This window comes from Bacillus swezeyi (assembly GCF_001969815.1).
Lineage (GTDB): Bacteria > Bacillota > Bacilli > Bacillales > Bacillaceae > Bacillus > Bacillus swezeyi.
This window is the reverse complement of sequence record NZ_MRBK01000029.1, coordinates 22,573-46,161: the sequence shown is the minus strand read 5'-3', so window position 1 is coordinate 46,161 and position 23,589 is coordinate 22,573. Positions and strand designations below refer to the sequence as shown.

Below are 23,589 nucleotides of genomic sequence, written 5' to 3'. Positions count from 1 at the left end.
CTTTTATTTCGCGGGACTTACAATTGTACAGGGATAAAAAAAGTATATTATAATGGTTCATACTAAAGCTACGGAGGTGTCAGTCAAAATGGCAGATGAAACGAAACGAAACATCCCGCTCCTCCCTTTAAGAGGTTTACTCGTCTATCCGACAATGGTTCTGCACCTTGATGTAGGACGTGAAAAGTCGGTACAGGCGCTTGAGCAGTCTATGATGAACGATCATATGATCTTTTTGGCAACACAACGGGACATATCCATAGACGAACCGAATGAAGAAGAGATCTTCACATTCGGGACCTATACGAAAATCAAGCAGATGCTTAAACTGCCAAACGGAACGATCCGCGTTTTGGTGGAAGGTATTCAGCGCGCCCGAATCCTCGAATATCATGATTTAGATGAATATACATCTGTTAAAATCGAGCGAATCGATGAAGAGACTGAAAAAGATGTGGAAGACGAAGCCCTCATGCGCACCCTGCTTGACCATTTCGATCAATACATAAAGATTTCTAAAAAAATATCGGCTGAAACATTTGCGGCTGTGACGGACATTGAAGAGCCGGGAAGAATGGCTGATATCGTCGCCTCCCATCTTCCGCTTAAGTTGAAAGACAAGCAGGAAGTGCTGGAAACCATCGATGTGAAAGCCAGATTAAACAAAGTGATCGATCTGATTCACAATGAAAAAGAAGTCCTTGAGATTGAGAAGAAAATCGGGCAGCGCGTTAAGCGTTCAATGGAAAGAACGCAAAAGGAATATTACTTGCGCGAGCAGATGAAAGCCATTCAAAAAGAGCTCGGCGATAAAGAAGGAAAAACGGGCGAGGTTCAAAAACTCACAGAAAAAATCGAACAGGCCGGAATGCCCGACCATGTGAAAGAAACAGCAATGAAAGAACTGAACCGATACGAAAAAATCCCTTCAAGCTCTGCAGAAAGCTCGGTCATCCGCAATTATATCGAATGGCTCATTGCACTTCCATGGAGTGATGCGACAGAAGACAGGCTTGATTTAAAGCTGGCCGGCAACATTCTGGATGAAGAACATCACGGTCTCGAAAAAGTGAAGGAACGGGTTCTCGAATATTTAGCCGTGCAAAAACTGACCCGCTCTTTGAAAGGTCCGATCTTATGTCTGGCTGGACCGCCGGGGGTGGGAAAGACGTCTCTTGCCAAATCGATCGCCAAATCGCTCGGACGAAAATTCGTCCGCATTTCACTTGGCGGCGTCAGAGATGAATCTGAAATCCGCGGCCATCGCCGCACATATGTGGGCGCCATGCCGGGACGGATTATTCAGGGGATGAAAAAAGCAGGCAAGAACAATCCCGTGTTTCTTTTGGATGAGATTGATAAAATGGCTTCTGACTTCAGGGGTGATCCTGCTTCAGCTATGCTGGAAGTGCTTGATCCCGAGCAGAACCATACATTCAGCGATCATTACATTGAAGAGACATTTGACTTATCAAAAGTTTTGTTTATCGCAACGGCAAATAACTTAGCAACGATCCCCGGCCCGCTCAGAGACAGGATGGAAATCATCACGATCGCGGGCTATACGGAAGTAGAGAAGGTTGAAATTGTAAAAGACCACCTGCTGCCTAAACAGCTGAAAGAGCACGGATTGAAGAAAACGAATCTGCAAATGCGTGATCAGGCTGTTCTGAATGTCATCCGCTATTATACGAGGGAAGCCGGTGTACGAAGCCTTGAACGACAGATTGCAGCCATATGCAGGAAAGCGGCAAAACTGATCGTCTCAGGCGAAAGAAAAAGAATAACGGTCACAGAGAAAAACCTTGAAGACTATCTCGGAAAACGAATGTTCAGATATGGGCAGGCTGAGCTTGATGATCAGATCGGTGTTGTTACAGGGCTTGCTTACACGGCGGTCGGCGGAGATACGCTGTCAATCGAAGTGTCATTGTCCCCGGGAAAAGGGAAGCTGATCTTAACAGGAAAGCTCGGAGATGTCATGAGAGAGTCTGCGCAGGCTGCCTTCAGCTATGTCCGTTCAAAAGCGGAAGAATTGAAAATCAGCCCGGATTTTCATGAAAAGCACGACATTCACATCCATGTGCCCGAGGGTGCCGTTCCAAAAGACGGCCCATCAGCAGGCATCACGATGGCGACCGCTCTCGTATCAGCGCTGACAGGCCGTCAGGTTTCCCGTAATGTCGGCATGACAGGGGAGATTACGCTCAGAGGGCGGGTGCTTCCGATCGGCGGCCTCAAGGAAAAAGCGCTTGGCGCCCATCGGGCCGGCCTAAACACGATTATCTTGCCAAAGGAAAATGAAAAAGATATTGAGGACATTCCGAAAAGCGTGCGGGAAGGTTTAACATTCATTCCTGTCGCCCATTTGGATGAAGTCCTAAAGCATGCATTAGTGGGAGAAGAGAAATGAAAGTAACAAAATCAGAAATCGTCATCAGTGCGGTCAAACCTGAGCAGTATCCTGAAGGAGGGCTGCCGGAAATCGCCCTCGCCGGAAGGTCGAATGTCGGGAAATCGTCATTCATCAACACAATGATCAACCGGAAAAACTTAGCGAGGACGTCTTCAAAACCCGGAAAAACACAGACATTAAACTTTTATATCATTAATGATGTACTCCATTTTGTCGATGTCCCAGGCTACGGCTTTGCAAAAGTGTCCAAGACGGAGCGTGAGGCGTGGGGACGCATGATCGAGACGTATTTGACGACCCGCGAGGAACTGAAAGCGGTCGTTCAAATCGTCGACCTCAGGCACGCCCCTTCACAAGACGATGTCATCATGTACGACTTTTTGAAGCATTATGATATCCCGGTGATCGTGATCGCGACCAAAGCGGATAAAATCCCGAAAGGAAAATGGGAAAAGCATGCAAAAGTCGTCAGGCAGACCCTGAATATTGAACAGGGAGACAAGCTTATTTTGTTTTCTTCGGAAACGAAAAAAGGAAAACAAGAAGCGTGGTCTGCCATTGAACAAATGATCAACAGCTGAAAAAAAGCACTTGCGCTACGATGCAAGTGCTTTTTTGGAATAAACTACTTTCGTTTTAAGAATAATAAGAGCAGACTGACGAGTATCAAAGCGGCCGGCCAATAGGTTTCAACATAGGCCGTCTCGATTTTCATCGAACGAAGCCAGGCGATGATCTGATGAAAAAAATAAAGGTATAAAGCGACGGCGATCATCAGCAAACTCTCATATTGGTATTCTTTTGTCCGCAGAGATTTGAGCAGAAGGGCCGCTCCGGCAATCAGCACGATGACCGCAAAATCATCCGCATGCCCGAAAAGCTCCTGTTTAAAGGTGAAATAAACGCTGATTGCAGCCACCAGCAGGCCGGCAAAGAAATGAGCCGAATCAGCCTCTTTTTGTCCCTGATATAAAAAGGCCAGTCCGATCAGCCCCGCCAAGACAGACCATTCCCCCTGGCCGTCAAACACACTGATTTGTCCGGAACGCAAAAAGGCGTATATGGACACAGCAAGCAATAACAATGGAAGCAAAACAGATTTCTTTTTCAAAGTATCACCTTCTTGATGTTGTGAATGAACTAGAAAAGCAATTTCTACTATAACACAACAATTTTTTAAAATCTGTTCACATTTTGTGAAGAGAAAATAGTGAATATATGTTATAATCGTTTTGAATAATAAATTCTATATTGTAATTATTCTAATTTAGATAGATGTTGGGGGTGCAAGCAAGCATTATGCATATACTTGTCGTGGGATTGGATTACAAATCAGCCCCTGTTGATATACGCGAAAAATTAACCTTTCAGCCGAGTGAGCTGGGGCAGGCCATGTCGCAGTTAAAAGAGGAAAAAAGCATACTCGAGAACATCATCGTGTCGACATGCAATCGGACGGAGCTGTATGCAGTCGTAGATCAGCTGCACACCGGACGTTATTATATGAAAATGTTTTTGGCGAATTGGTTTGGGGTGAGCAAGGAAGACGTTTCGCCCTACTTAAAGTTCTATGAAAATGACGGAGCTGTTGAACACTTGTTCCGGGTTTCCTGCGGTTTGGATTCGATGATAATCGGAGAAACGCAAATTTTGGGCCAAGTTCGTACAAGTTTCAAGCTGGCTCAGGAAGAGAAAACAATTGGTACCGTTTTCAATTATTTGTTTAAGCAGGCGGTCACTGTCGCCAAACGCTGCCATGCCGAAACAGACATCGCTTCCAACGCCGTATCTGTCAGCTATGCTGCCGTTGAGCTTGCCAAAAAAATCTTCGGCGATCTATCAGATAAGCACGTGCTGATTCTCGGTGCAGGCAAAATGGGGGAGCTTGCCGTTCAAAACCTTCACGGCCAAGGGATCGGACAGGTTACGGTCATCAACAGAACCTTTTCAAAAGCGAAAGAGCTTGCCGGCCGCTTTTCAGGCAAGGCGAAAAGCATGAATGAACTGCAGTGCGCTTTAATGGAAGCCGATATTCTCATCAGTTCAACGGGGGCAAACGGGTATGTCATTACAAAAGAAATGATTGAACATGTCAACAAGCTTCGCAAAGGCTGTCCGCTTTTTATGGTGGATATTGCTGTTCCGCGTGATCTTGACCCTGCTCTCAGCGAAGCGGAAGGCGTCTTTTTGTATGACATTGATGACCTCGAAGGCATCGTTGAAGAGAACTTGAAGGAGCGCCAGGCTGTTGCCGAAGAGGTGGAGCTGATCATCGAGGCGGAAATCGTTGCTTTTAAGCAGTGGTTAAATACGCTCGGCGTCGTGCCTGTCATCTCGGCTTTAAGAGAAAAAGCCCTGTCGATCCAGTCGGAAACGATGGAAAGCATCGAACGGAAACTCCCTCATTTAAGCACGAGAGAAAAAAAGCTTTTAAACAAGCATACGAAAAGCATTATCAACCAGCTTTTGCGAGACCCGATTTTGAAAGTGAAGGAATTCGCGTCAGAATCGGATGCCGAAGAGAAGCTCGCTTTGTTTATGCAAATCTTTGATATTGAAGAAGCGGCTTTACCGGCTGAAAAGGAACAAGATGAGCGTCAGCCTGTTCATATGCTTAAAAAGCAAAATCAGCAGGGCTTTACTTCGATCGCGAGCGAGTGACGGCTATGACGGACACATTGCTAGCAAGGCTTAATGAAGTGACAATCGTGTTATATGCGCTCAGCGTCCTCTTTTATTTTATAGATTTTCTACAGCACAACCGGAAGGCAGGAAAAACGGCCTTCTGGTTGCTTTCTATTGTCTGGATTCTTCAGACGGTGTATCTCTTCTATTTTATGCGGTATACAGATGCATTTCCCGTTTTGAATAACGCTCAGGGACTTTATTTCTACGCGTGGGTGCTTGTCACGCTGTCCCTTGTGCTGACAAAGCTTTTAAAAGTAGATTTTCTTGTCTTTTTTACAAATGTGATCGGATTTTCCATGGTGGCGATTCACACGTTTACACCGACGGCTCAGCAGTCGGCAGAGCTTTCGGGAAGGCTCGTATCAGAGCTTTTGATCATTCACATTACAATGGCGATTCTCTCATACGGAGCATTTTCTTTGTCATTCGTCTTTTCGGTGCTTTATCTTTTTCAGTACCGCTTATTGAAAAAGAAAAAATGGGGAAAATGGCTTCTGAGAATTGAAGATCTGTCAAAGCTTGATTATATGGCATACGTCCTCAACATCATCGGGGTTCCGATGCTGCTCTTAAGCTTGATACTGGGGATTATTTGGTCTTATGTATCACTTGAAACCCTGTACTGGACGGACCCCAAGGTGCTTGGTTCGATTGTGTTGCTTTTTTTATATGGATACTATTTATTTATCAGGATTGTCAAAGAGCTGCAGGGAAGGATTGCGGCCATGTGGAATACCGCATCTTTTCTTGTACTTTTAATCAATTTCTTTTTACTCGGCAGCTTTTCCCAATTTCATTGGTTTAGTTAAAATGGTTGCCCGTACGGAAGTGGGAGGATAAAACATGAGAAATATCATCGTAGGCTCAAGAAGAAGCAAATTGGCGATGACCCAGACAAAATGGGTAATTAAGAAGCTGGAGGAATTAAATCCGGATTTTACGTTCGAAATAAAGGAAATCGTGACGAAAGGCGACCGGATCTTAGATGTCACCCTGTCAAAGGTCGGCGGGAAAGGGCTTTTCGTCAAAGAAATCGAGCAGGCGATGCTCGCGGGAGAAATCGATATGGCGGTTCACAGCATGAAGGATATGCCGTCTGCGCTCCCTGAAGGGCTCATGATCGGCTGTATTCCGAAGCGGGAAGATGTCCGCGATGCGCTCATTTCAAAGGGACACCAAAAGCTCGCGGATCTGAAACAAGGAGCGGTAGTAGGCACGAGCAGCCTGCGGAGAAGCGCACAGCTTTTGCAGATTCGCCCCGATCTTGAGATCAAATGGATCAGAGGAAATATTGACACAAGGCTGAAAAAGCTTGAAACGGAGCAATATAACGCGATTATTTTAGCGGCGGCAGGCCTGTCAAGAATGGGCTGGAAGGAAGATGTCGTAACAGAATTCCTTGACCCAAAGAGCTGTCTGCCCGCAGTGGGGCAAGGCGCTTTGGCGATTGAATGCAGAGCCTCGGACGAAGAGCTGCTGTCCCTGTTTTCCCGGCTGAATGACCGCTATACACAGCAGACGGTCATGGCTGAACGCGCTTTTCTTCATGCGATGGAAGGCGGATGCCAAGTCCCGATTGCAGGATTTGCGACGATGAATGAAGAGGATGTCATTGAATTGACCGGTCTTGTCGCCTCTCCTGACGGCAAAACGGTGTACAAGGAAAAAGTGGAAGGTATAGACCCTGAAGCTGTCGGCCGCGAATGTGCAGCGATCATGTCAAAAAAAGGAGCAAAGGCTTTAATCGACCGGGTCAAACAGGAGCTGGAAGATCATGAAGCATGAGCTTCCTTTGCAGGGAAAAAAGGTGCTCGTTACCCGCAATAAATCCCAAGCACAATCTTTCGGAAGAAGAGTGGAAGGTTTGGGAGGAGAAGCGGTTTTAACGTCTTTGATTACATTCCGCCCCGCCTTATCCTCGGAACAAGCGCCGCTTTTTCAAGCTGCTCTTGATGAGGCGGACTGGCTTGTCTTTACAAGCGTAAACGGCGCCAAATTCTTTTTTGCATACCTGGAAGGTCACGGGATGACCCTGCCGGCAGCATCAAAGGTGAAAGTTGCCGCTGTCGGTGAAAAAACCGCCCGTTATTTGCGAGACAGAGATCTCCCGGTGGATCTCATGCCAGATGTTTATGTGGCCGAACAGCTGGCAGAGGCTTTAAAGCAAAAGGTGAGCCGGGATGACAAAGTAGCGGTTTTGAAAGGGAATTTATCGCGTGATGTCATTCAAAAAACCCTTTCCCCCCTCGGAATTGATATTTCAGAATGGACTTTATATGAGACCGTTCCTGACCAGCGGGGAATTCATGAACTGAAAGAAGCGGCGGCCCGGAAATCATTTGATTTTGTGACGTTTACGAGTTCTTCGACGGTACATACATTTATGGACATTCTGAAAGCGGAAAGTAAAATATGGGCCGAAAAAGGCCATACCGTTTTTGTCAGCATCGGCCCTTTGACAAAGAAGGCGCTGTCGGAATACGGGATTTCTTCATACATGCCAAGCGTTTACACAATTGACGGAATGCTGGAGACGATGTGCCGCATTTCAAGAAAAGGAGAATGAAAAATGGAAGCATCATTTCATAGACACCGCCGTCTGCGTACGACAGCAGGCATGCGGAAATTGGTAAGAGAAACCGAATTAAGAGCATCTGACTTCATTTACCCGATTTTTGTGACGGAAGAACAGAACGTGAAAAGTGAAGTGCCTTCCATGCCGGGAGTGTACCAGCTGTCTTTAGACATGCTGAAAGAAGAGATGGAGGAAGTCGTTGGTTTAGGCATTCAATCGGTCATCGTTTTCGGTGTGCCTGAGCACAAAGATGATGTCGGAAGTGAAGCGTTTCATGACCATGGCGTCGTGCAAAAAGCGATTTCTCAAATTAAAGAAGATTTTCCGGAGCTTGTCGTCATCGCTGATACATGTCTTTGCGAGTATACGGATCACGGCCACTGCGGCCTTGTGGAAAACGGTGAAATTTTAAATGATGAATCGCTCGTCCTTTTGGCGAGAACGGCTGTCAGCCAAGCACGCGCAGGCGCAGACATTATTGCTCCGTCAAACATGATGGACGGATTCGTTGCAGCTATCAGGGAGGCGCTCGATCAGGAAGGATTTACAAATGTGCCGATTATGTCGTACGCTGTAAAATATGCGAGCGCTTTTTACGGTCCGTTTCGCGATGCAGCCGGCAGCAGCCCGCAGTTTGGGGATCGGAAAACATATCAAATGGATTATTCCAATCGCCGGGAAGCCCTCAGAGAGGCGAAATCCGATGTGGAAGAAGGCGCCGATTTCCTGATCGTCAAACCGACGCTTTCCTACCTGGATATTGTCCGTGAGGTGAAAAACGAATGCAATCTGCCTGTCGTCGGGTACAACGTAAGCGGTGAGTATGCCATGGTCAAAGCCGCTGCCCAAAACGGCTGGATTGAAGAAAAAGCGCTTGTCCTTGAAATGCTGACAAGCATGAAGCGGGCCGGCGCCGATTTGATCATTACGTATTTTGCGAAAGATGCGGCAAAGTGGATTGCTGAATAAGAAAATGAACTGGAGGTTTTAGAGGATGCGCAGCTATGAAAAGTCTAAAGCGGCTTTCGAGGAGGCGAAACAAGTCATGCCGGGCGGAGTGAACAGTCCGGTCCGAGCTTTTAAATCTGTAAACATGGACCCCATTTTCATGGAACGGGGAAAAGGATCGAAAATCTATGATATTGACGGAAACGAATATATCGACTATGTCTTATCATGGGGCCCGCTTATTTTAGGACACAGCAATGAAAAAGTCGTCAGCGGGATTCAAAAAACGGCTCAATACGGAACAAGCTTCGGTGCGCCGACAAAGGTTGAGACCGAGCTTGCCGAACTTGTTATCGGCCGCGTTCCTTCCATAGAAATCGTACGTATGGTGAGCTCGGGAACCGAAGCCACCATGAGCGCCTTGAGGCTGGCGAGAGGATACACAGGCCGGAATAAAATTGTGAAATTTGAAGGCTGCTATCATGGACACGGCGACTCGCTGCTCATCAAAGCTGGCTCGGGAGTCGCAACGCTCGGTCTCCCGGACAGCCCTGGGGTTCCTGAGAGCATTGCCAAAAACACGATGACTGTTCCTTACAATGATCTGGAAAGCATGAAGCTGGTCTTTCAGGAATACGGCGATGACATTGCCGGTGTCATCGTTGAACCTGTAGCGGGGAATATGGGGGTTGTTCCGCCTGTTAAAGGGTTTCTAGAAGGGCTTCGCGAGCTGACCGAGACATACGGCGCTCTCTTGATCTTCGATGAGGTCATGACAGGCTTTAGAGTGGATTACAACTGTGCACAAGGCTATTTCGGCGTGACACCGGATTTGACATGCCTCGGTAAAGTTATCGGCGGCGGTCTTCCCGTCGGCGCTTACGGAGGCAAAGCTGAAATCATGGAGAAAATTGCGCCGAGCGGTCCGATTTACCAAGCAGGAACGCTCTCAGGCAATCCGCTTGCAATGACGGCGGGGCTTGAAACATTGAAACAGCTGACGCCTGATTCTTACAGGGAGTTCTCCCGTAAAGCAGACAGATTGGAAAAAGGAATCTCCGAAGCCGCCGTAAGAAATGGCATTCCTCATACATTCAACCGTGCGGGTTCAATGATCGGCTTCTTTTTTACAAATGAACCTGTCATCAATTATGACACAGCCAAACAGTCTGACCTTAACCTGTTTGCCGACTATTATAAAGGCATGGCTGATGAAGGCGTGTTCCTTCCGCCGTCCCAGTTCGAAGGGCTGTTCTTGTCAACCGCCCATACGGATGAAGACATTGAACATACGATCACAGCAGCTGAACGTGTATTTAGCCAAATCAGCCGTTCCAAGTAAAGCAAGCAGAGCCGCCGGTATTGCCGGCGGCTTTTTTGTTTGCGTTCAAAAACACATGCTGATATTTCTGTTCATATTCTGCCGGTTTTTTTCATACATCTTTACTGACATCTAATTTTAAAAATTAGGTGAAGGGAGGATATCATTTTGCCGCAAAACAATCGTTTGCAATTTTCTGTAGAAGAGTCGATCTGTTTTCAAAAAGGACAGGAAGTATCCGAACTATTATCGATTTCATTGGATCCGGATATTTCCGTTCAGGAAGTAAATGATTATGTATCAATACGAGGGTCATTAGAGCTGACAGGCGAATACAACATAGATCAAACCCGGGAGTATGCTCAGCTGCCTGCGACAAGCCGATTTGTGGAAGACGTGAAGCTGAATGGGGACGGCAGCGCGGAGCTGACGCATTGTTTCCCTGTGGATATTACAATCCCGAAAAACAAAGTCAATCATTTAAATGACGTGTTTGTATTTATTGATGCTTTCGATTATCAGCTGACAGATGCCCGGATGCTGACGATTCAGGCGGACTTGGCAATTGAAGGCCTGCTGAATGTGAGCGGTGAAGCGGATGAGAGAGAAAAGGTTCATACCCCGCCTGATTTTGAATCTGCAGCTCAAGCAGAGGAGGAACTTGAGCCGGTCTACAGAGCCGGCGAAAGAGAAGAAGCCGATTCAGAGCAAGAATTCTTGATTAATCTGGAAAGTCCGTACGATGATCAAGCCGGGCAGCTATACGATGAGGCGGAAAAAGCAGATGAGGAGACCGGTGAAGAAACAGTGCCGATTTATCAGTCGTTCCTCGGACATTCTGAAAGTGAAGCAAAACCGTTTTTCACAGCGTCTTTGTCTGCAGCAGAAAGGGCAAAACGTGAACTGGAAGCTCAAACGGAATCTCATGTAAGCCGTGAAGATCCGAAAGCTCAAGCAGAATCTCATGAAAGCCGTGAAGATCCGAAAGCTCAAGCAGAATCCCATGAAAGCCGTGAAGATCCGAAAGCTCAAGCAGAATCCCATGAAAGCCGTGAAGATCCGAAAGCTCAAGCAGAATCCCATGAAAGCCGTGAAGATCCGAAAGCCCAAGCAGAATCCCATGAAAGCCCCGATGATGCTGAAACTCAACTGGAAACCAGTGAAAGCTCTGAAGACTCACTGGAAACCGCTGAATATGCCGAAGATGCTAAAGTTGAGCTGAAAAGAGAAGAAAGCGAAGAGCCGGAACCGCTTTACAGGTCTTATACCGGTGATGAAGAAACAAAAGAAACACCGTTTTTCGGCGCTCCTCCTCTCTTAGAAAATGAAGAAGAGGAAAGAGAGCCGGATTCATTTGACATTGAAGTAACCCAGGAATCAGCAGAAGAAGAGGAAGCAGGCGAAACGATCGAGATTCCTGAATACTCGTTTCATGAGCAGACAGAGCCTGAAAAAGAAGCAAGAGATGAATATGATGAAGAGAATGTATCCGCTAAAGAGAATGATAATGCTCTTTATTTGACAAAATTGTTTACAAAGCAGGGAGAGGAGGAGTTTTCGCGAATGAGGATGTGCATCGTTCAGCAAAATGATACAATCGATCTTCTGTGCGAACGCTACGACATTAATGCTCAGCAGCTCATACGAATGAATACCCTTTCTCTTGATGAGGAATTAAAAGAAGGACAAATACTATATATTCCTGATTATCATAATAGCCATGCCTAATGTATTTGCAAAAATGTGGTGAACGGAATGGAAGACATCCAGTCTGTTTTAAATGAATACGGTCTTAGGGCTGAATATATAGAGCCTGTCAGTTCAAAAGTATGGAAGGTGTATACAGATCACGGTGTATTTGCTTTAAAAAAACTAGAAGCTTCAAGGAACGCCCGTTTTACAGAACAGATGATCATGCTGGAGGAAAAAGGCTATAGACATTTTGTTCCCGTCTACAGAAATCGCGGTGGGGAATTTTTGACCGGAGCGGGTGCTGAAGTTTGCTATTTAATGCCATGGCTCGCTCTTGAAAGAGAGGAAGAGCGGGATCAGAAACACGAATATTTGTTTAAAGAAATCGCGCTTCTCCATCAGAAAACGGAAAAAGAGCTTGGAATGAGGCGGGAAGATATACTCAGGCACTATCAAAGGACAAAAAGCGAATGGGAGGCGCAGAAGCGAAAATATGAAGAAATGGTAAGCAGAGCGGAAACCGAATGGTATATGTCCCCTTTTCAGCTTCAGGCAGCTATGTATTACAGAGAGACGATATCAGCCGTTGATTTCGCGCTTAGCCGCCTTGATGAGTGGCAAGAAGCCATCAAAGATAAAGAGTCTTCCAGAATTGTTTTAAACCACGGACAATTGTCGGTTCGTCATTTTCTGTATAACGATATGGGAACTGGCTATTTTACAAACTTTGAAAAAACGGGATATGCACCGCCTGCGAATGATCTGATCGTGTTTTACACCAGAATGTTTAAGACCAATCCTGTGATGTGCACAGATTGTGTAAACTGGTTTTATACGTATCACAATGTTTATCCTTTGCAAGAGGAAGAAATCCGTTTATTCTTAAGCTATATGGCTTACCCTGGGGCGGTCTTTTCTGTGCTCGACCGCTATCAGACAGAGAAGAGAATCGGAGAACAAGAAGCTTGTACGAGGCTGCTGAAGGCGTATTGGCAAATGAAAAATGCCGAGCCGCTCGTGATGAATATCCTTGAAACAGAAGAAAACCGAAAATTGCAGGAAGAAACAGAGTCCCCATCATCATGATGCGGACTTTTTTGCATGCATTAAATCCAATCAAGGTGGAAGGCGCATGCAAGGAATATCAAAATGCCCAAAAGGAGAACGTCAAATGTCGTTGGGAAGATAATGGTTCGAATGCCTTGAAAGATCGTAATCGGGAGGACGATCTGGACAGCGACAAGCCTGATTTGTTTCAGCCAAGGCTGGAGTGAGTGTGTGTTGAATTTTTTTCGCACCTTATGCCTCCTCTCCTTTTCGTTACAGCATCATATGAGAAAAATAAACTCGTGTGCATGGCCCAGCCTTGTATAAAACAAGATAAAAACGGAAAAGATGATTGACGAAATTGAAAAAGATTTAGTAATATAAGAACAAGAAAAAGTACGTGCTGAAAGATCAATAGACACCCGCTTTGAATGGGAAGAGTACAAAAACAGACGCTTACAGAGAGGGATGCCCATGCTGAAAGGCTTCCCAGCCAGTCTTTTTTGGAAGGTCGCCCAGGAGCGCAATTTCTTGAACCGAAAAGTAGAGAAATTCGGGAAAGTCCCGTTATCCCATTTAAGTGCATGAATGTGTGTTTAGCATTCATGAAAAAAGGTGGTACCGCGAAAGAGTTCTCTTCGTCCTTTTATTAGGATAAAGAGGGCTCTTTTCTATTGATCAGCCGTTTAACATTGCTGGAGGTTTAAAAATGGATAAACAAGAACTGACGATGCCGACAAAATATGATCCGGCCGTAATTGAAAAAGACAGATATGAATATTGGGTGAACGGCAAATTTTTTGAAGCCGCAAACGATCCGGAAAAAGAGCCGTATACCGTTGTCATCCCCCCGCCGAATGTAACCGGAAAGCTGCACTTGGGGCATGCTTGGGATTCGACGCTGCAGGATATTGTGACAAGAATGAAACGGATGCAGGGATATGACGTGCTCTGGCTGCCGGGGATGGACCATGCTGGAATTGCCACACAGGCAAAGGTTGAAGCAAAGCTCCGTGAAGAAGGCAAAACACGCTATGACCTGGGACGCGAAAAATTCCTTGAAGAAACATGGAAGTGGAAAGAGGAGTACGCCGACTTCATTCGCAGCCAATGGGCAAAAATCGGCCTTGGCCTCGATTATTCAAGAGAGCGTTTCACCCTTGATGAAGGGCTTTCAAAATCGGTCCGCGAAGTTTTCGTCAAGCTTTATGAAAAGGGCCTGATCTACCGCGGGGAATATATTATCAACTGGGACCCTGCGACAAAGACGGCTTTGTCTGATATTGAAGTCGTTTATAAAGATGTTCAAGGCGCGTTCTATCATATGCGCTATCCGCTGACAGACGGTTCAGGCTCCATTGAGATTGCGACAACCCGTCCTGAAACCATGCTGGGAGACACGGCAGTCGCGGTGCATCCAGAAGATGAACGGTATCAACATTTAATCGGAAAAACGGTTGTTCTGCCGATCACCGGAAGAGAAATTCCGATTGTCCCAGATGAATACGTCGATATGGAATTCGGCTCAGGCGCTGTTAAAATCACGCCTGCCCATGATCCGAACGATTTTGAAATCGGAAACCGCCACAACCTTGAACGGATTCTTGTCATGAATGAAGACGGAACAATGAATGACAATGCCCTTCAGTATAAAGGAATGGATCGTTTTGACTGCCGCAAAGCAATCATCAAAGACCTTCAAGAACAGGGCGTTCTTTTCAAAATCGAAGAGCATGCGCATTCCGTCGGACATAGCGAGCGCAGCGGCGCAGTCGTTGAACCGTACCTTTCAACACAATGGTTCGTCCACATGCAGCCGCTTGCCGATGCGGCAATCGAATTGCAAAGAAGCGAAGGGAAAGTCAATTTTGTTCCAGACCGCTTTGAAAAAACATATCTTCACTGGATGGAAAATATCCGTGATTGGTGCATCTCCCGTCAGCTGTGGTGGGGTCATCGGATTCCGGCCTGGTATCATAAAGAAACAGGTGAAGTCTATGTCGGACTTGAAGCGCCTGAAGACGCCGAAAGCTGGGAACAGGACAAAGATGTTCTTGATACGTGGTTCAGCTCGGCGCTGTGGCCGTTTTCAACGATGGGATGGCCTGATATTGACGCTGAAGATTTCAAGCGCTATTATCCGACAAACGTCCTTGTGACCGGTTATGATATTATTTTCTTCTGGGTATCCAGAATGATCTTTCAAGGTATCGAGTTTACGGGAGAACGTCCGTTTAAAGATGTCTTGATTCACGGACTCATCCGCGATGACCAGGGCCGTAAGATGAGCAAATCACTCGGAAACGGCGTCGATCCTATGGAAGTGATCGATAAGTACGGAGCTGATTCACTGCGCTACTTCCTTGCGACAGGAAGCTCGCCTGGACAGGATCTGCGCTTCAGCTTTGAAAAAGTTGAATCAACATGGAATTTTGCGAACAAGATTTGGAATGCCTCAAGGTTTGCATTAATGAATATGGATGGCATGACATACGATGAACTCGATTTATCCGGTGAAAAATCGGTCGCCGACAAGTGGATTTTAACGAGGTTGAATGAAACGATTGAAACGGTGACACAGCTCGCTGAAAAATATGAATTCGGTGAAGTCGGCCGCCACCTTTACAATTTTATTTGGGACGATTTCTGCGACTGGTACATCGAAATGGCCAAACTTCCGCTTTACGGCGATGATGAAGCGGCGAAAAAGACGACCCGCTCCGTCTTAGCGTATGTGCTGGATCAGACGATGCGTCTTCTGCATCCGTTTATGCCATTCCTGACAGAAGAGATTTGGCAGCACCTTCCTCATGAAGGAGAATCTATTACTGTCGCGAAGTGGCCTGAAGCCGTCAAGGAATATTCCGACAGAGAGGCTGCGGCAGATATGAAGCTTCTCGTTGAAGTGATCCGCGCCGTACGGAACATCCGCAGCGAGGTCAATACGCCGCTCAGCAAACAGATTGAGCTTTATATTAAAACAAGCTCGACGGAAATCGCTGCCCGTCTTGAAGAGAACCGCTCATATGTGGAGCGCTTCACAAATCCGAGCCTGCTTCAAATCGGAACGGATGTCAAAGCGATTGATAAAGCGATGACAGCTGTCGTTTCAGGAGCCGAATTGATCTTGCCGCTCGAGGGTCTGATCAACATTGACGAAGAAATCAGCCGCCTTCAAAAAGAGCTCGATAAACTGACGAAGGAAGTTGAACGGGTTCAGAAAAAATTAAGCAATGAAGGCTTTATCAAAAAAGCGCCGGAACACGTCATTGAAGAAGAACGGGCGAAAGAAGCCGATTATACAGCTAAGCGGGAAGCTGTAGAAAAGCGGATCGCTGAATTGAAAAACTAAAAATCCGAAAAAAGAGGGTGTTTTCCGGCCTCAGGCAAGGCTGGAAAGCACCTTCATCATTGAAGAGAGGGAATACGCTTGTTCAAAACATTTGATGAAGCACTCAGATGGATTAACGGAAGGCTCAAATTTGGCGTCAAGCCGGGTTTGGAACGGATGGATTGGCTGCTAGAAGCGCTTGGCCGTCCTGAGAAAAAGCTCAACGCCATCCATGTAGCCGGAACAAACGGAAAAGGGTCAACGATCGCTTTTATCCGCTCGATATTAAATGAAGCCGGGTATTCAGCAGGCACCTTCACTTCTCCGTTTATCATCACCTTTAATGAGCGGATCAGTGTTGACGGCATGCCGATTTCAGATGAAGAATGGACGGCGCTCTTTAATGAAGTCGGCCCTCTTGTTCTCGAGCTTGAAAAAACCGAATTCGGAGCGGCTACCGAATTTGAAATCATTACGGCGTGTGCATTTTTATATTTTGCAAAGTACCGCAGGACCGATTTTGTTATTTTTGAAACCGGCCTTGGAGGCCGCCTGGATTCAACGAATGTCATTGAACCGATCCTGACGGTCATTACTTCAATCGGCTATGATCATACGGCGATTTTGGGAGAAACGCTTGAAGAGATCGCCTGTGAAAAAGCGGGGATCATCAAACCTGGCGTTCCCGTTTTAACAGCCGTTCACCAGCCTGAAGCGGCCGATGTGATCAAACGTAAAGCAAAGGAAAACGAATCCCCCCATATGTCCCTTCATGAGCGGTGTGAACGATATGGGGAACACTCATTGCCTGATGGCGAACAGTTTTCTCTTAAAACACCGGCTCATCATTACGAACAGATGGAAACGAGTCTGATCGGCACCCATCAGCGGCAAAATGCCTCCTTAGCGATTCTTGCAGCTGAGTGGCTGACAGCTGAAAAACATGCACACATCAGCCCGCGGGATATACGTGCCGGTATAAAAAAAGCGGCATGGGCCGGCCGCTTTGAAAAAATTTTGGACAAACCGCTGACATTTATTGACGGTGCTCATAACAAGGAGGGCGTGGACAGGCTGGCCGAGACGATTGCGGCCCGCTTTGCGGATCGGAATGTCCATGTCTGCTTCAGTGCATTAAAGGATAAGCCATATACAGAAATGATTCGCAAAATGGAGGCGTTTGCGTCTTCCATTCATTTTACGTCCTTTGAATTCCCGAGAGCCGAATCTGCCCAAAAGATGTTCGAAGAGAGCCGATCCAGCCATAAAACATATGATGAACAAATCGACTCCGTCTTTCATTTGATTGAAGAAAAAACTGTGGATGAACAATCGGTTGTTGTCATCACGGGTTCGCTTTACTTTATTTCTGCCGTCAGGTCGGTTTTGAAAAAATGAGAAATAAAAATGCGTTTTTAGCCTCGGCTAAAAGCGCATTTTTTATTTTTTAGAAAAGCGAAATTTCTTTCTGTTTGCTAAAATAACTGCTCCCGGCCGCATATGTTCCAGCCGGGAAAATTCACATGTGAGGCTGATGCTTATGTTTTTGGCATATCTTTTTCTAGCAGGCTTAGTGTTCGGCTCTTTTTTTAATGCCGCCGGCCGCCGCATACCTGCAAAAATATCTCTGATCACCCCCCGCTCCTCATGTCCTGTCTGCCGCCGCAAACTGACCTTTCTTGAGCTTATACCGGTTTTATCCTATCTATTTCTGCAAGGAAGATGCAGAGGCTGCAAAAGCCCTGTTTCTATTGTTTACCCTGCTGTTGAACTGTCTGCAGCCATGCTGTTTGTTTTGGCGGGGCTCCGGTTTGGCTGTCAGGGAGAACTGGTGATTGCACTCGCTCTTATTTCCTTGCTGCTGATTGTTTTTGTCTCAGATGTCGTGTATATGGTGATTCCGGATGCCATCCTTTGTTTTTTTCTGCCTTTTTTCGTCATTGGCAGAGTGCTGGTTCCGCTTGAGCCGTGGCATTCCAGTTTGACAGGAGCGATAGCCGGCTTCCTGCTTCCGCTGTTTACAGTGGTGGTGACAAGGAATGGAATCGGCGGGGGAGATGTCAAGCTGTTTGCCGTTATTGGTTTTGTCCTCGGCTCCAGGCTGATATTTCTCGTGTTTTTCCTCTCCGCAGCGGCCGGAACCGTGCTGGGTATTGCCGGAATACTGGCAGGAAAGGTTAAAAGGCGGGAGCCGATGCCTTTTGCACCTGCCATTTTGATCGGAACGCTTGCTTCCTGTTTTTACGGCCAACAATTGATAGATCGATATATTCAATTTATGCTTGTTTGAAAAAATTGACGAAACCTTTTTGAGCGAGACGACAAAAGTCTTGTTCTTTTTTTTTCGGGCTGTGATAAAGTGTGGACAATAAGAGGGACAGCCTTTAGGAGAACTCCTCCTTCCTTTTGGCTTCCCTCTGCTGGCACGTTTCATAAAGGCGGGCGGGTTTCCGTCTTAAAGCTAACTATAATTTTAGAACGGAAGCGAGGGAAGGACATGAAAAAACGGAAAAGCAAGAGAAATTCTGCAGGACAACCGCCGAAAGAAGATCCGCTAAAAGTGATGATCAACGGTAAGGAAGAGACGATTTACGGAACTGAAAAAGAGTTTTTAAAGAAAAATGAAGAAAAAAAACTAACCTTTTCGAATTGGGAAGAAAAGCGAAAGGCAGAACAGGAAATTTCGGCTTCAAAAGAAGACGGAAAACCCGAGGCGGACGAGTTTACATGGGTTTCGCCGGATGAAGAAGAAAACGTGTATCAAGACGACCCGAAAGTGGTGGCGCCATATCAAAAGAAAAACGAAAACAAAAGCTACCAAAAGGCTAAAAGATCACTTTCAAATCCTGTTAAGCGTTTCGCGGCAACGATTATTTTTGCCGTTTTGCTTGGCACCGGTCTTGGGGTGTTTGCGCTGAATCTGGCAGCCAATAAAGAAGGAGTGCCGGCATCGGGCAGCCTCGGTGCAGATGCAGAAGACAGCCAGACGGCCAAAGCTGGTGATGACGGACAGCAGACAGAAGGAGAAAAAGCTGCCGGCAAAGCAGGTGAAGAATTTAAAAGTTTTGCCGTCCAAGCGGGCAAGTTTTCTTCAAAAGAAGGGGCGGAAGCTATGGCTTCTCAAATTGTTGATAAGGGGTATGCTGCCGTAACGCTTGCAAAAGATGACGGATTTTATGTCATTGCCGGCATAACCGGGGAAAAGCAAATGACATCTGAACTTGGGCAGATATTAATAGAAAATGATTTTGAAGCATGGGGCGGAAAGGAGCTTCCGATTTCACTCGCTTCAGGATTGACCCCGGTATTTAAGGAAGCTGCAGAGCTGTCGGCGAAGGCAATTCTCGGCGCTGAGGTCACCTCAAAAAACATCGCTGATCTGAAAGCGGAAATCGATGGGATTCAATCGAACGGAGACACTGAAAAAATAAAAGAGGGCATACTTGAAGCTGTAGACCTGCTGGAGAATCCGACGGCAGCGAACGGCTGGAAAAGCCAGCAGCTTTTGCTGGGTCAAATCAAGTAAAGGATAAAAGAAAAACCAGCCGGTGCGCTGGTTTTTTATTTTCTCGCTTTTTGTCATCAAAAAGTTATTTTTCTGAAATTGTGGATGCGGCGTTCTTTTGGTAGGATAAAACAGGTATCTTTTTTTCTTATGCAAAAACCCTTGAAAGGATGGCTTCTTATGACACAACCGCTGATTTTGGCTTCACAATCACCCCGCAGAAAGGAACTCCTCGATCTCCTGCAAATTCCGTACAGTATTGTCGTCAGCAAAGCGGAAGAAAAATTAAACCGAAACTTTTCACCCGCAGAAAACGTCAAATGGTTGGCGGAACAAAAAGTGCGGGTAGTAGCCGAACAATATCCTGATGCTGTTGTACTTGGCGCTGACACCATTGTGTGTTATGACGGCGTTTGTTTGGGCAAGCCCAAAGATGCCGATGAGGCGGAACGGATGCTCAGGATGCTTTCCGGACAAACCCATTCAGTACTCACAGGTGTCTGTATCAAGTCAAACAGCAGATGCGAAACATTTTTTGAAGAAACCGAGGTCACTTTTTGGCCCCTTGAAGATAAGGAAATCAGCGCCTATATCGCAACAGGCGAACCGTTTGATAAAGCGGGTTCTTATGGGATACAGGGAAAAGGCGCGCTGTTTGTCAGGCATATAAAGGGAGACTATTATACAGTAGTCGGCCTGCCGATTTCCAAAACGATGAGAGTGCTGAAAAAATTTGCTCTTCACTCCTTTTGATGAACCGAACGAGAAGGGGAATCACAGGGAGGGTTTATCATAAACGATCAGCCTTTGAAATTAAGAGACTTTCCGGAAGATGAAAAGCCGAGGGAACGGCTGCTGAACATAGGCGCCGAAAGCCTGTCCAACCATGAATTGCTGGCGATTCTGCTCAGGACCGGCACAAAAAAAGAATCGGTTCTGCAGCTGTCAAACCGCCTGATACAGACGTTTGACGGACTGCGCTTATTAAAAGAAGCCTCAGTTGAGGAACTTTCCAGCATCTCCGGAATCGGCCGTGCAAAAGCCGTTCAAATTTTGGCGGCGCTTGAACTTGGACGGCGCATTCACAAACTGGTTTATGAAGAGCGGCACGTGATCCGCTTTCCGGAAGATGCAGCGAATGTTTTAATGGAGGACATGCGTTTTTTATCACAGGAACACTTCGTCTGCCTTTACTTGAACACTAAAAACCAAGTGATTCACAAACGCACGGTATTTATCGGAAGCTTGAACTCTTCGATTGTCCATCCAAGGGAAGTGTTTAAAGAGGCTTTGAAGCGGTCTGCCGCTTCTTTCATCTGCGTCCACAATCATCCGTCAGGAGATCCGGCTCCGAGCCGCGAGGATATTGATGTAACAAGGCGTCTTGGCGAATGCGGACAGCTCCTCGGAATCGAATTGCTCGACCATATTGTCATCGGCGATCAAAAATTTGTGAGCTTAAAAGAAAAAGGATATTTGTAACACTTTTTTTTTCATTAAATTAAGCTATAATAGAGTTTATGGGTTTTTGCTTAGGAATTTTGTTTTAAGAAAGGAAGATACATACAAATGTTTGGAATTGGTGCGAGAGACCTTGGAATAGATTTAGGAACGGCGAATACGCTTGTTTTTGTTAAAGGAAAAGGAATTGTTGTCAGAGAGCCTTCTGTCGTAGCGCTGCAAACGGACACAAAACAAATTGTCGCAGTCGGAAACGACGCGAAAAACATGATTGGACGGACTCCCGGGAATGTCGTTGCACTCCGCCCGATGAAAGACGGAGTCATCGCTGATTACGAAACAACGGCAACGATGATGAAACATTATATTAGTAAAGCTGTGAAAAACAAAGGATTGTTTGCAAGAAAGCCTTATGTTATGGTTTGTGTGCCTTCAGGCATTACAGCCGTTGAGCAGCGGGCGGTTATTGATGCCACTCGCCAGGCTGGAGCGAGGGAAGCATACCCGATTGAAGAACCGTTTGCCGCGGCAATCGGTGCGAACCTTCCAGTATGGGAGCCGACAGGAAGCATGGTCGTCGACATCGGCGGCGGAACGACCGAAGTCGCGATTATTTCCCTCGGAGGAATTGTAACATCCCAGTCTATCCGCGTCGCCGGAGATGAAATGGATGATTCTATCATTACTTATATCAGAAAAACATATAACTTGATGATCGGGGACCGCACTGCAGAAGCTATCAAACTTGAAATCGGCTCTGCTGAAGCACCTGAAAACGGAGAAAGCATGGAAATCCGCGGCCGTGATCTTTTAACCGGACTTCCAAAAACCATTGAAATCACCGAAAAAGAAATTACGGCTGCATTGCGCGACACCGTCACCGCCATTGTCGACGCCGTGAAAAATACGCTTGAAAAAACCCCTCCTGAACTTGCGGCGGACATTATGGACCGAGGAATTGTCCTGACAGGCGGCGGTGCGCTTCTTCGCCATTTGGACAAAGTCATCAGCGAAGAAACGAAAATGCCGGTTTTAATTGCGGAAGACCCTCTTGACTGTGTAGCGATCGGAACAGGTAAAGCACTAGAGCAAATTCATCTATTTAAAGGCAAAAATTAAGGACACAGGGAATAGAAGAGGTGTATAATCATGCCGCAGTTTTTTACAAATAAACGGTTGATGCTTTTACTCCTTTGTATCATCATTTTAGTGGCAATGATTGGATTTTCGTTGAAGAACGACCGGAATGCAACTTGGCCCGAAAAATTTATTGGCGATACAACTGGTGTATTCCAAACTATTTTTCATACGCCCGCTCAGTTTTTCGCGGGCTTCTTTGAAAATGTAGAGGACTTAAAAAATACGTATAAAGAAAATGAACGCCTGCGGAAGAAGCTGGACGGCCAAACACAATATGAAGCAAAGCTTCAGGAGCTCGAAAATGAGAATAAGTCTTTGAGAGAAGAGCTTGGCCATTTGAAGTCAATCAAAGACTACACGCCGATTTTAGCTAGTGTCATCGCCAGAAATCCGGATAAATATGAGTGGTGGAACCTGATCACGATAAACAAAGGTTCAAAACACGGAGTTGAAAAGGATATGGCGGTAACAGATGAGACCGGAAACCTGATCGGGAAAATCAAAAGCACAAAAGTGAATAATTTCACTTCGATTGTCCAGCTATTAAGTGCAACAGACAGAAACAACAGAATTTCTACGGTCATCGCTGCAGATAAAGGCAAGAAAACAGTAAACGGCATCATTAACGGATATGATGCCGACAAAAAGGCGCTTTCAATGGAGATTATTGAGCCTGATGAAGATAGGGAAGTGAAAAAAGGAGATCTTGTCGAAACCTCAGGAGCAGGCGGCGTTTTTCCGAAGGGCTTAACGATCGGAAAAGTGACAGAGGTGGAACCGGATTCCTACGGATTAACGAAAATAGCTTACGTCGAGCCGGCTGCTGATTTATATAACCTTGACAATGTAATCGTTGTTGACCGGACGCTCGATACGGTTGATGTCGACAAGATGGACGATGAAAAGGAGGAAGGTTCGTGAAACGTTTCCTTCTTCCCGTCGTCATGATGTTTGTTTTGGTATCTGACAGCGTGTATGCGGATTTTATCAAACTCCCTTTTGTAACGGAGGATCAGCAGCTGATTCCGCGATTTATTCTGCTGGTTTTGGTTTTTATGACGGCTTATGTCAATCAGCCTTTTGCTATTACATATGGATTTATTTTCGGACTGTTATATGATATTAACTATACCGACCTTTTAGGTGTATATATGTTTGGTTTTGCCGGTATTTGCTATTTATCGTCAAAAGCATTTAAAGTTTTGCAGACGAATGCGCTCGTCGTCATCTTTATATCGGTGCTCGCCGTCTGCATTCTTGAGTTTTACCAATACGGCGTGCAGATGTTGATTCGTCCGGAAATCATGCCGTTCCACCAATTTGTGCTTGGAAGGCTTCTGCCTACGCTTGCGCTGAACGCTGTCGGCGGTATTTTACTCATCTATCCGTTTAAATGGTTTTTTACCAGTCTTAAGAAAGAGCTTAGGGACGAGTAAAAAAAGGATTTTATGAGCCGATGTCGAAA

General features: G+C 46.1%; 21 protein-coding genes and 1 other annotated feature. Of the genes, 19 read left to right on the top strand and 2 right to left on the bottom strand.

Annotation, left to right across the window (positions count from 1 at the left end; genetic code table 11):
* The first annotated feature begins 88 nt into the window (after window positions 1-88).
* On the top strand, window positions 89-2,413 hold the full coding sequence (lon, locus tag BTA30_RS19205) for an endopeptidase La (protein WP_076763043.1): 2,325 nt from the start codon (window positions 89-91) through the stop codon (window positions 2,411-2,413).
* Window positions 2,410-2,997, top strand: coding sequence for a ribosome biogenesis GTP-binding protein YihA/YsxC (yihA, locus tag BTA30_RS19200; RefSeq protein WP_076763041.1), 588 nt, complete (start codon window positions 2,410-2,412; stop codon window positions 2,995-2,997). Before lon ends, yihA begins: the two co-directional genes overlap by 4 nt.
* A gap of 44 nt (window positions 2,998-3,041) precedes the next feature.
* On the opposite strand, the gene BTA30_RS19195 is transcribed toward yihA, so the two are convergent.
* Window positions 3,042-3,527: a hypothetical protein gene (locus BTA30_RS19195; protein ID WP_076763039.1), complete on the bottom strand. Its 486-nt coding sequence runs from the start codon at window positions 3,525-3,527 to the stop codon at window positions 3,042-3,044.
* A 188-nt stretch (window positions 3,528-3,715) separates the two neighbouring features.
* On the opposite strand from BTA30_RS19195, the gene hemA reads away from it, so the two are divergent.
* The 8 genes from hemA to ysxE all read left to right on the top strand — a co-directional run bounded on the left by hemA (window position 3,716) and on the right by ysxE (window position 12,726).
* Complete coding sequence (gene hemA, locus BTA30_RS19190; protein WP_076763037.1) at window positions 3,716-5,077, top strand: glutamyl-tRNA reductase; 1,362 nt, start codon at window positions 3,716-3,718, stop codon at window positions 5,075-5,077.
* A 5-nt stretch (window positions 5,078-5,082) separates the two neighbouring features.
* On the top strand, window positions 5,083-5,913 hold the full coding sequence (locus BTA30_RS19185) for a cytochrome c biogenesis protein (protein ID WP_076763034.1): 831 nt from the start codon (window positions 5,083-5,085) through the stop codon (window positions 5,911-5,913).
* A 34-nt stretch (window positions 5,914-5,947) separates the two neighbouring features.
* Entirely contained in the window at window positions 5,948-6,889 is a 942-nt protein-coding gene (gene hemC / locus BTA30_RS19180; protein ID WP_076763032.1) for a hydroxymethylbilane synthase, read from the top strand.
* A complete protein-coding gene (locus BTA30_RS19175; RefSeq protein WP_076763030.1) occupies window positions 6,879-7,670 on the top strand; it encodes a uroporphyrinogen-III synthase in 792 nt (263 codons plus the stop codon). Before hemC ends, BTA30_RS19175 begins: the two co-directional genes overlap by 11 nt.
* 3 nt (window positions 7,671-7,673) lie before the next feature.
* A complete protein-coding gene (gene hemB / locus BTA30_RS19170; protein ID WP_076763028.1) occupies window positions 7,674-8,648 on the top strand; it encodes a porphobilinogen synthase in 975 nt (324 codons plus the stop codon).
* Window positions 8,649-8,673: 25 nt separating this feature from the next.
* Window positions 8,674-9,969 carry a glutamate-1-semialdehyde 2,1-aminomutase gene (hemL, locus tag BTA30_RS19165; RefSeq protein ID WP_076763026.1) on the top strand — a complete coding sequence of 432 codons (1,296 nt, stop codon included), beginning with the start codon at window positions 8,674-8,676 and terminating at the stop codon, window positions 9,967-9,969.
* A gap of 147 nt (window positions 9,970-10,116) precedes the next feature.
* The gene (locus BTA30_RS19160; RefSeq protein WP_076763024.1) at window positions 10,117-11,676 is read left to right on the top strand and encodes a LysM peptidoglycan-binding domain-containing protein; all 1,560 of its coding nucleotides are present in this window, start codon (window positions 10,117-10,119) and stop codon (window positions 11,674-11,676) included.
* 27 nt (window positions 11,677-11,703) lie between these two features.
* Window positions 11,704-12,726: a spore coat protein YsxE gene (gene ysxE / locus BTA30_RS19155; protein ID WP_076763022.1), complete on the top strand. Its 1,023-nt coding sequence runs from the start codon at window positions 11,704-11,706 to the stop codon at window positions 12,724-12,726.
* Between the two features lie 20 nt (window positions 12,727-12,746).
* Here the strand turns inward: ysxE and BTA30_RS19150 are convergent, their stop codons facing one another.
* Window positions 12,747-12,938, bottom strand: a complete 192-nt coding sequence (locus BTA30_RS19150) for a YszA family small membrane protein (protein ID WP_076763020.1) — start codon at window positions 12,936-12,938, stop codon at window positions 12,747-12,749.
* A 167-nt stretch (window positions 12,939-13,105) separates the two neighbouring features.
* Window positions 13,106-13,336: a binding site (T-box leader), on the top strand.
* 60 nt (window positions 13,337-13,396) lie between these two features.
* Here BTA30_RS19150 and BTA30_RS19145 point away from each other — a divergent pair.
* The 9 genes from BTA30_RS19145 to mreD all read left to right on the top strand — a co-directional run bounded on the left by BTA30_RS19145 (window position 13,397) and on the right by mreD (window position 23,560).
* Window positions 13,397-16,039 (top strand): valine--tRNA ligase, encoded by a 2,643-nt coding sequence (locus tag BTA30_RS19145; RefSeq protein ID WP_076763018.1) that lies wholly within the window; start codon window positions 13,397-13,399, stop codon window positions 16,037-16,039.
* 78 nt (window positions 16,040-16,117) lie between these two features.
* On the top strand, window positions 16,118-17,416 hold the full coding sequence (locus tag BTA30_RS19140; protein ID WP_076763015.1) for a bifunctional folylpolyglutamate synthase/dihydrofolate synthase: 1,299 nt from the start codon (window positions 16,118-16,120) through the stop codon (window positions 17,414-17,416).
* Between the two features lie 142 nt (window positions 17,417-17,558).
* Window positions 17,559-18,308, top strand: a complete 750-nt coding sequence (locus tag BTA30_RS19135) for a prepilin peptidase (RefSeq protein ID WP_076763013.1) — start codon at window positions 17,559-17,561, stop codon at window positions 18,306-18,308.
* 207 nt (window positions 18,309-18,515) lie between these two features.
* Complete coding sequence (locus tag BTA30_RS19130) at window positions 18,516-19,544, top strand: SPOR domain-containing protein (protein ID WP_076763011.1); 1,029 nt, start codon at window positions 18,516-18,518, stop codon at window positions 19,542-19,544.
* A 159-nt stretch (window positions 19,545-19,703) separates the two neighbouring features.
* Window positions 19,704-20,276, top strand: a complete 573-nt coding sequence (locus BTA30_RS19125) for a Maf family protein (protein WP_076763009.1) — start codon at window positions 19,704-19,706, stop codon at window positions 20,274-20,276.
* A 54-nt stretch (window positions 20,277-20,330) separates the two neighbouring features.
* Window positions 20,331-21,005: a RadC family protein gene (gene radC / locus BTA30_RS19120; RefSeq protein ID WP_076763007.1), complete on the top strand. Its 675-nt coding sequence runs from the start codon at window positions 20,331-20,333 to the stop codon at window positions 21,003-21,005.
* A gap of 87 nt (window positions 21,006-21,092) precedes the next feature.
* On the top strand, window positions 21,093-22,103 hold the full coding sequence (locus tag BTA30_RS19115; protein WP_076763005.1) for a rod shape-determining protein: 1,011 nt from the start codon (window positions 21,093-21,095) through the stop codon (window positions 22,101-22,103).
* Window positions 22,104-22,133: 30 nt separating this feature from the next.
* Window positions 22,134-23,045 carry a rod shape-determining protein MreC gene (gene mreC, locus BTA30_RS19110; RefSeq protein ID WP_076763003.1) on the top strand — a complete coding sequence of 304 codons (912 nt, stop codon included), beginning with the start codon at window positions 22,134-22,136 and terminating at the stop codon, window positions 23,043-23,045.
* Window positions 23,042-23,560, top strand: coding sequence for a rod shape-determining protein MreD (mreD, locus tag BTA30_RS19105; protein ID WP_076763001.1), 519 nt, complete (start codon window positions 23,042-23,044; stop codon window positions 23,558-23,560). The genes mreC and mreD overlap by 4 nt, the downstream gene beginning before the upstream one ends.
* Window positions 23,561-23,589 lie beyond the last annotated feature (29 nt).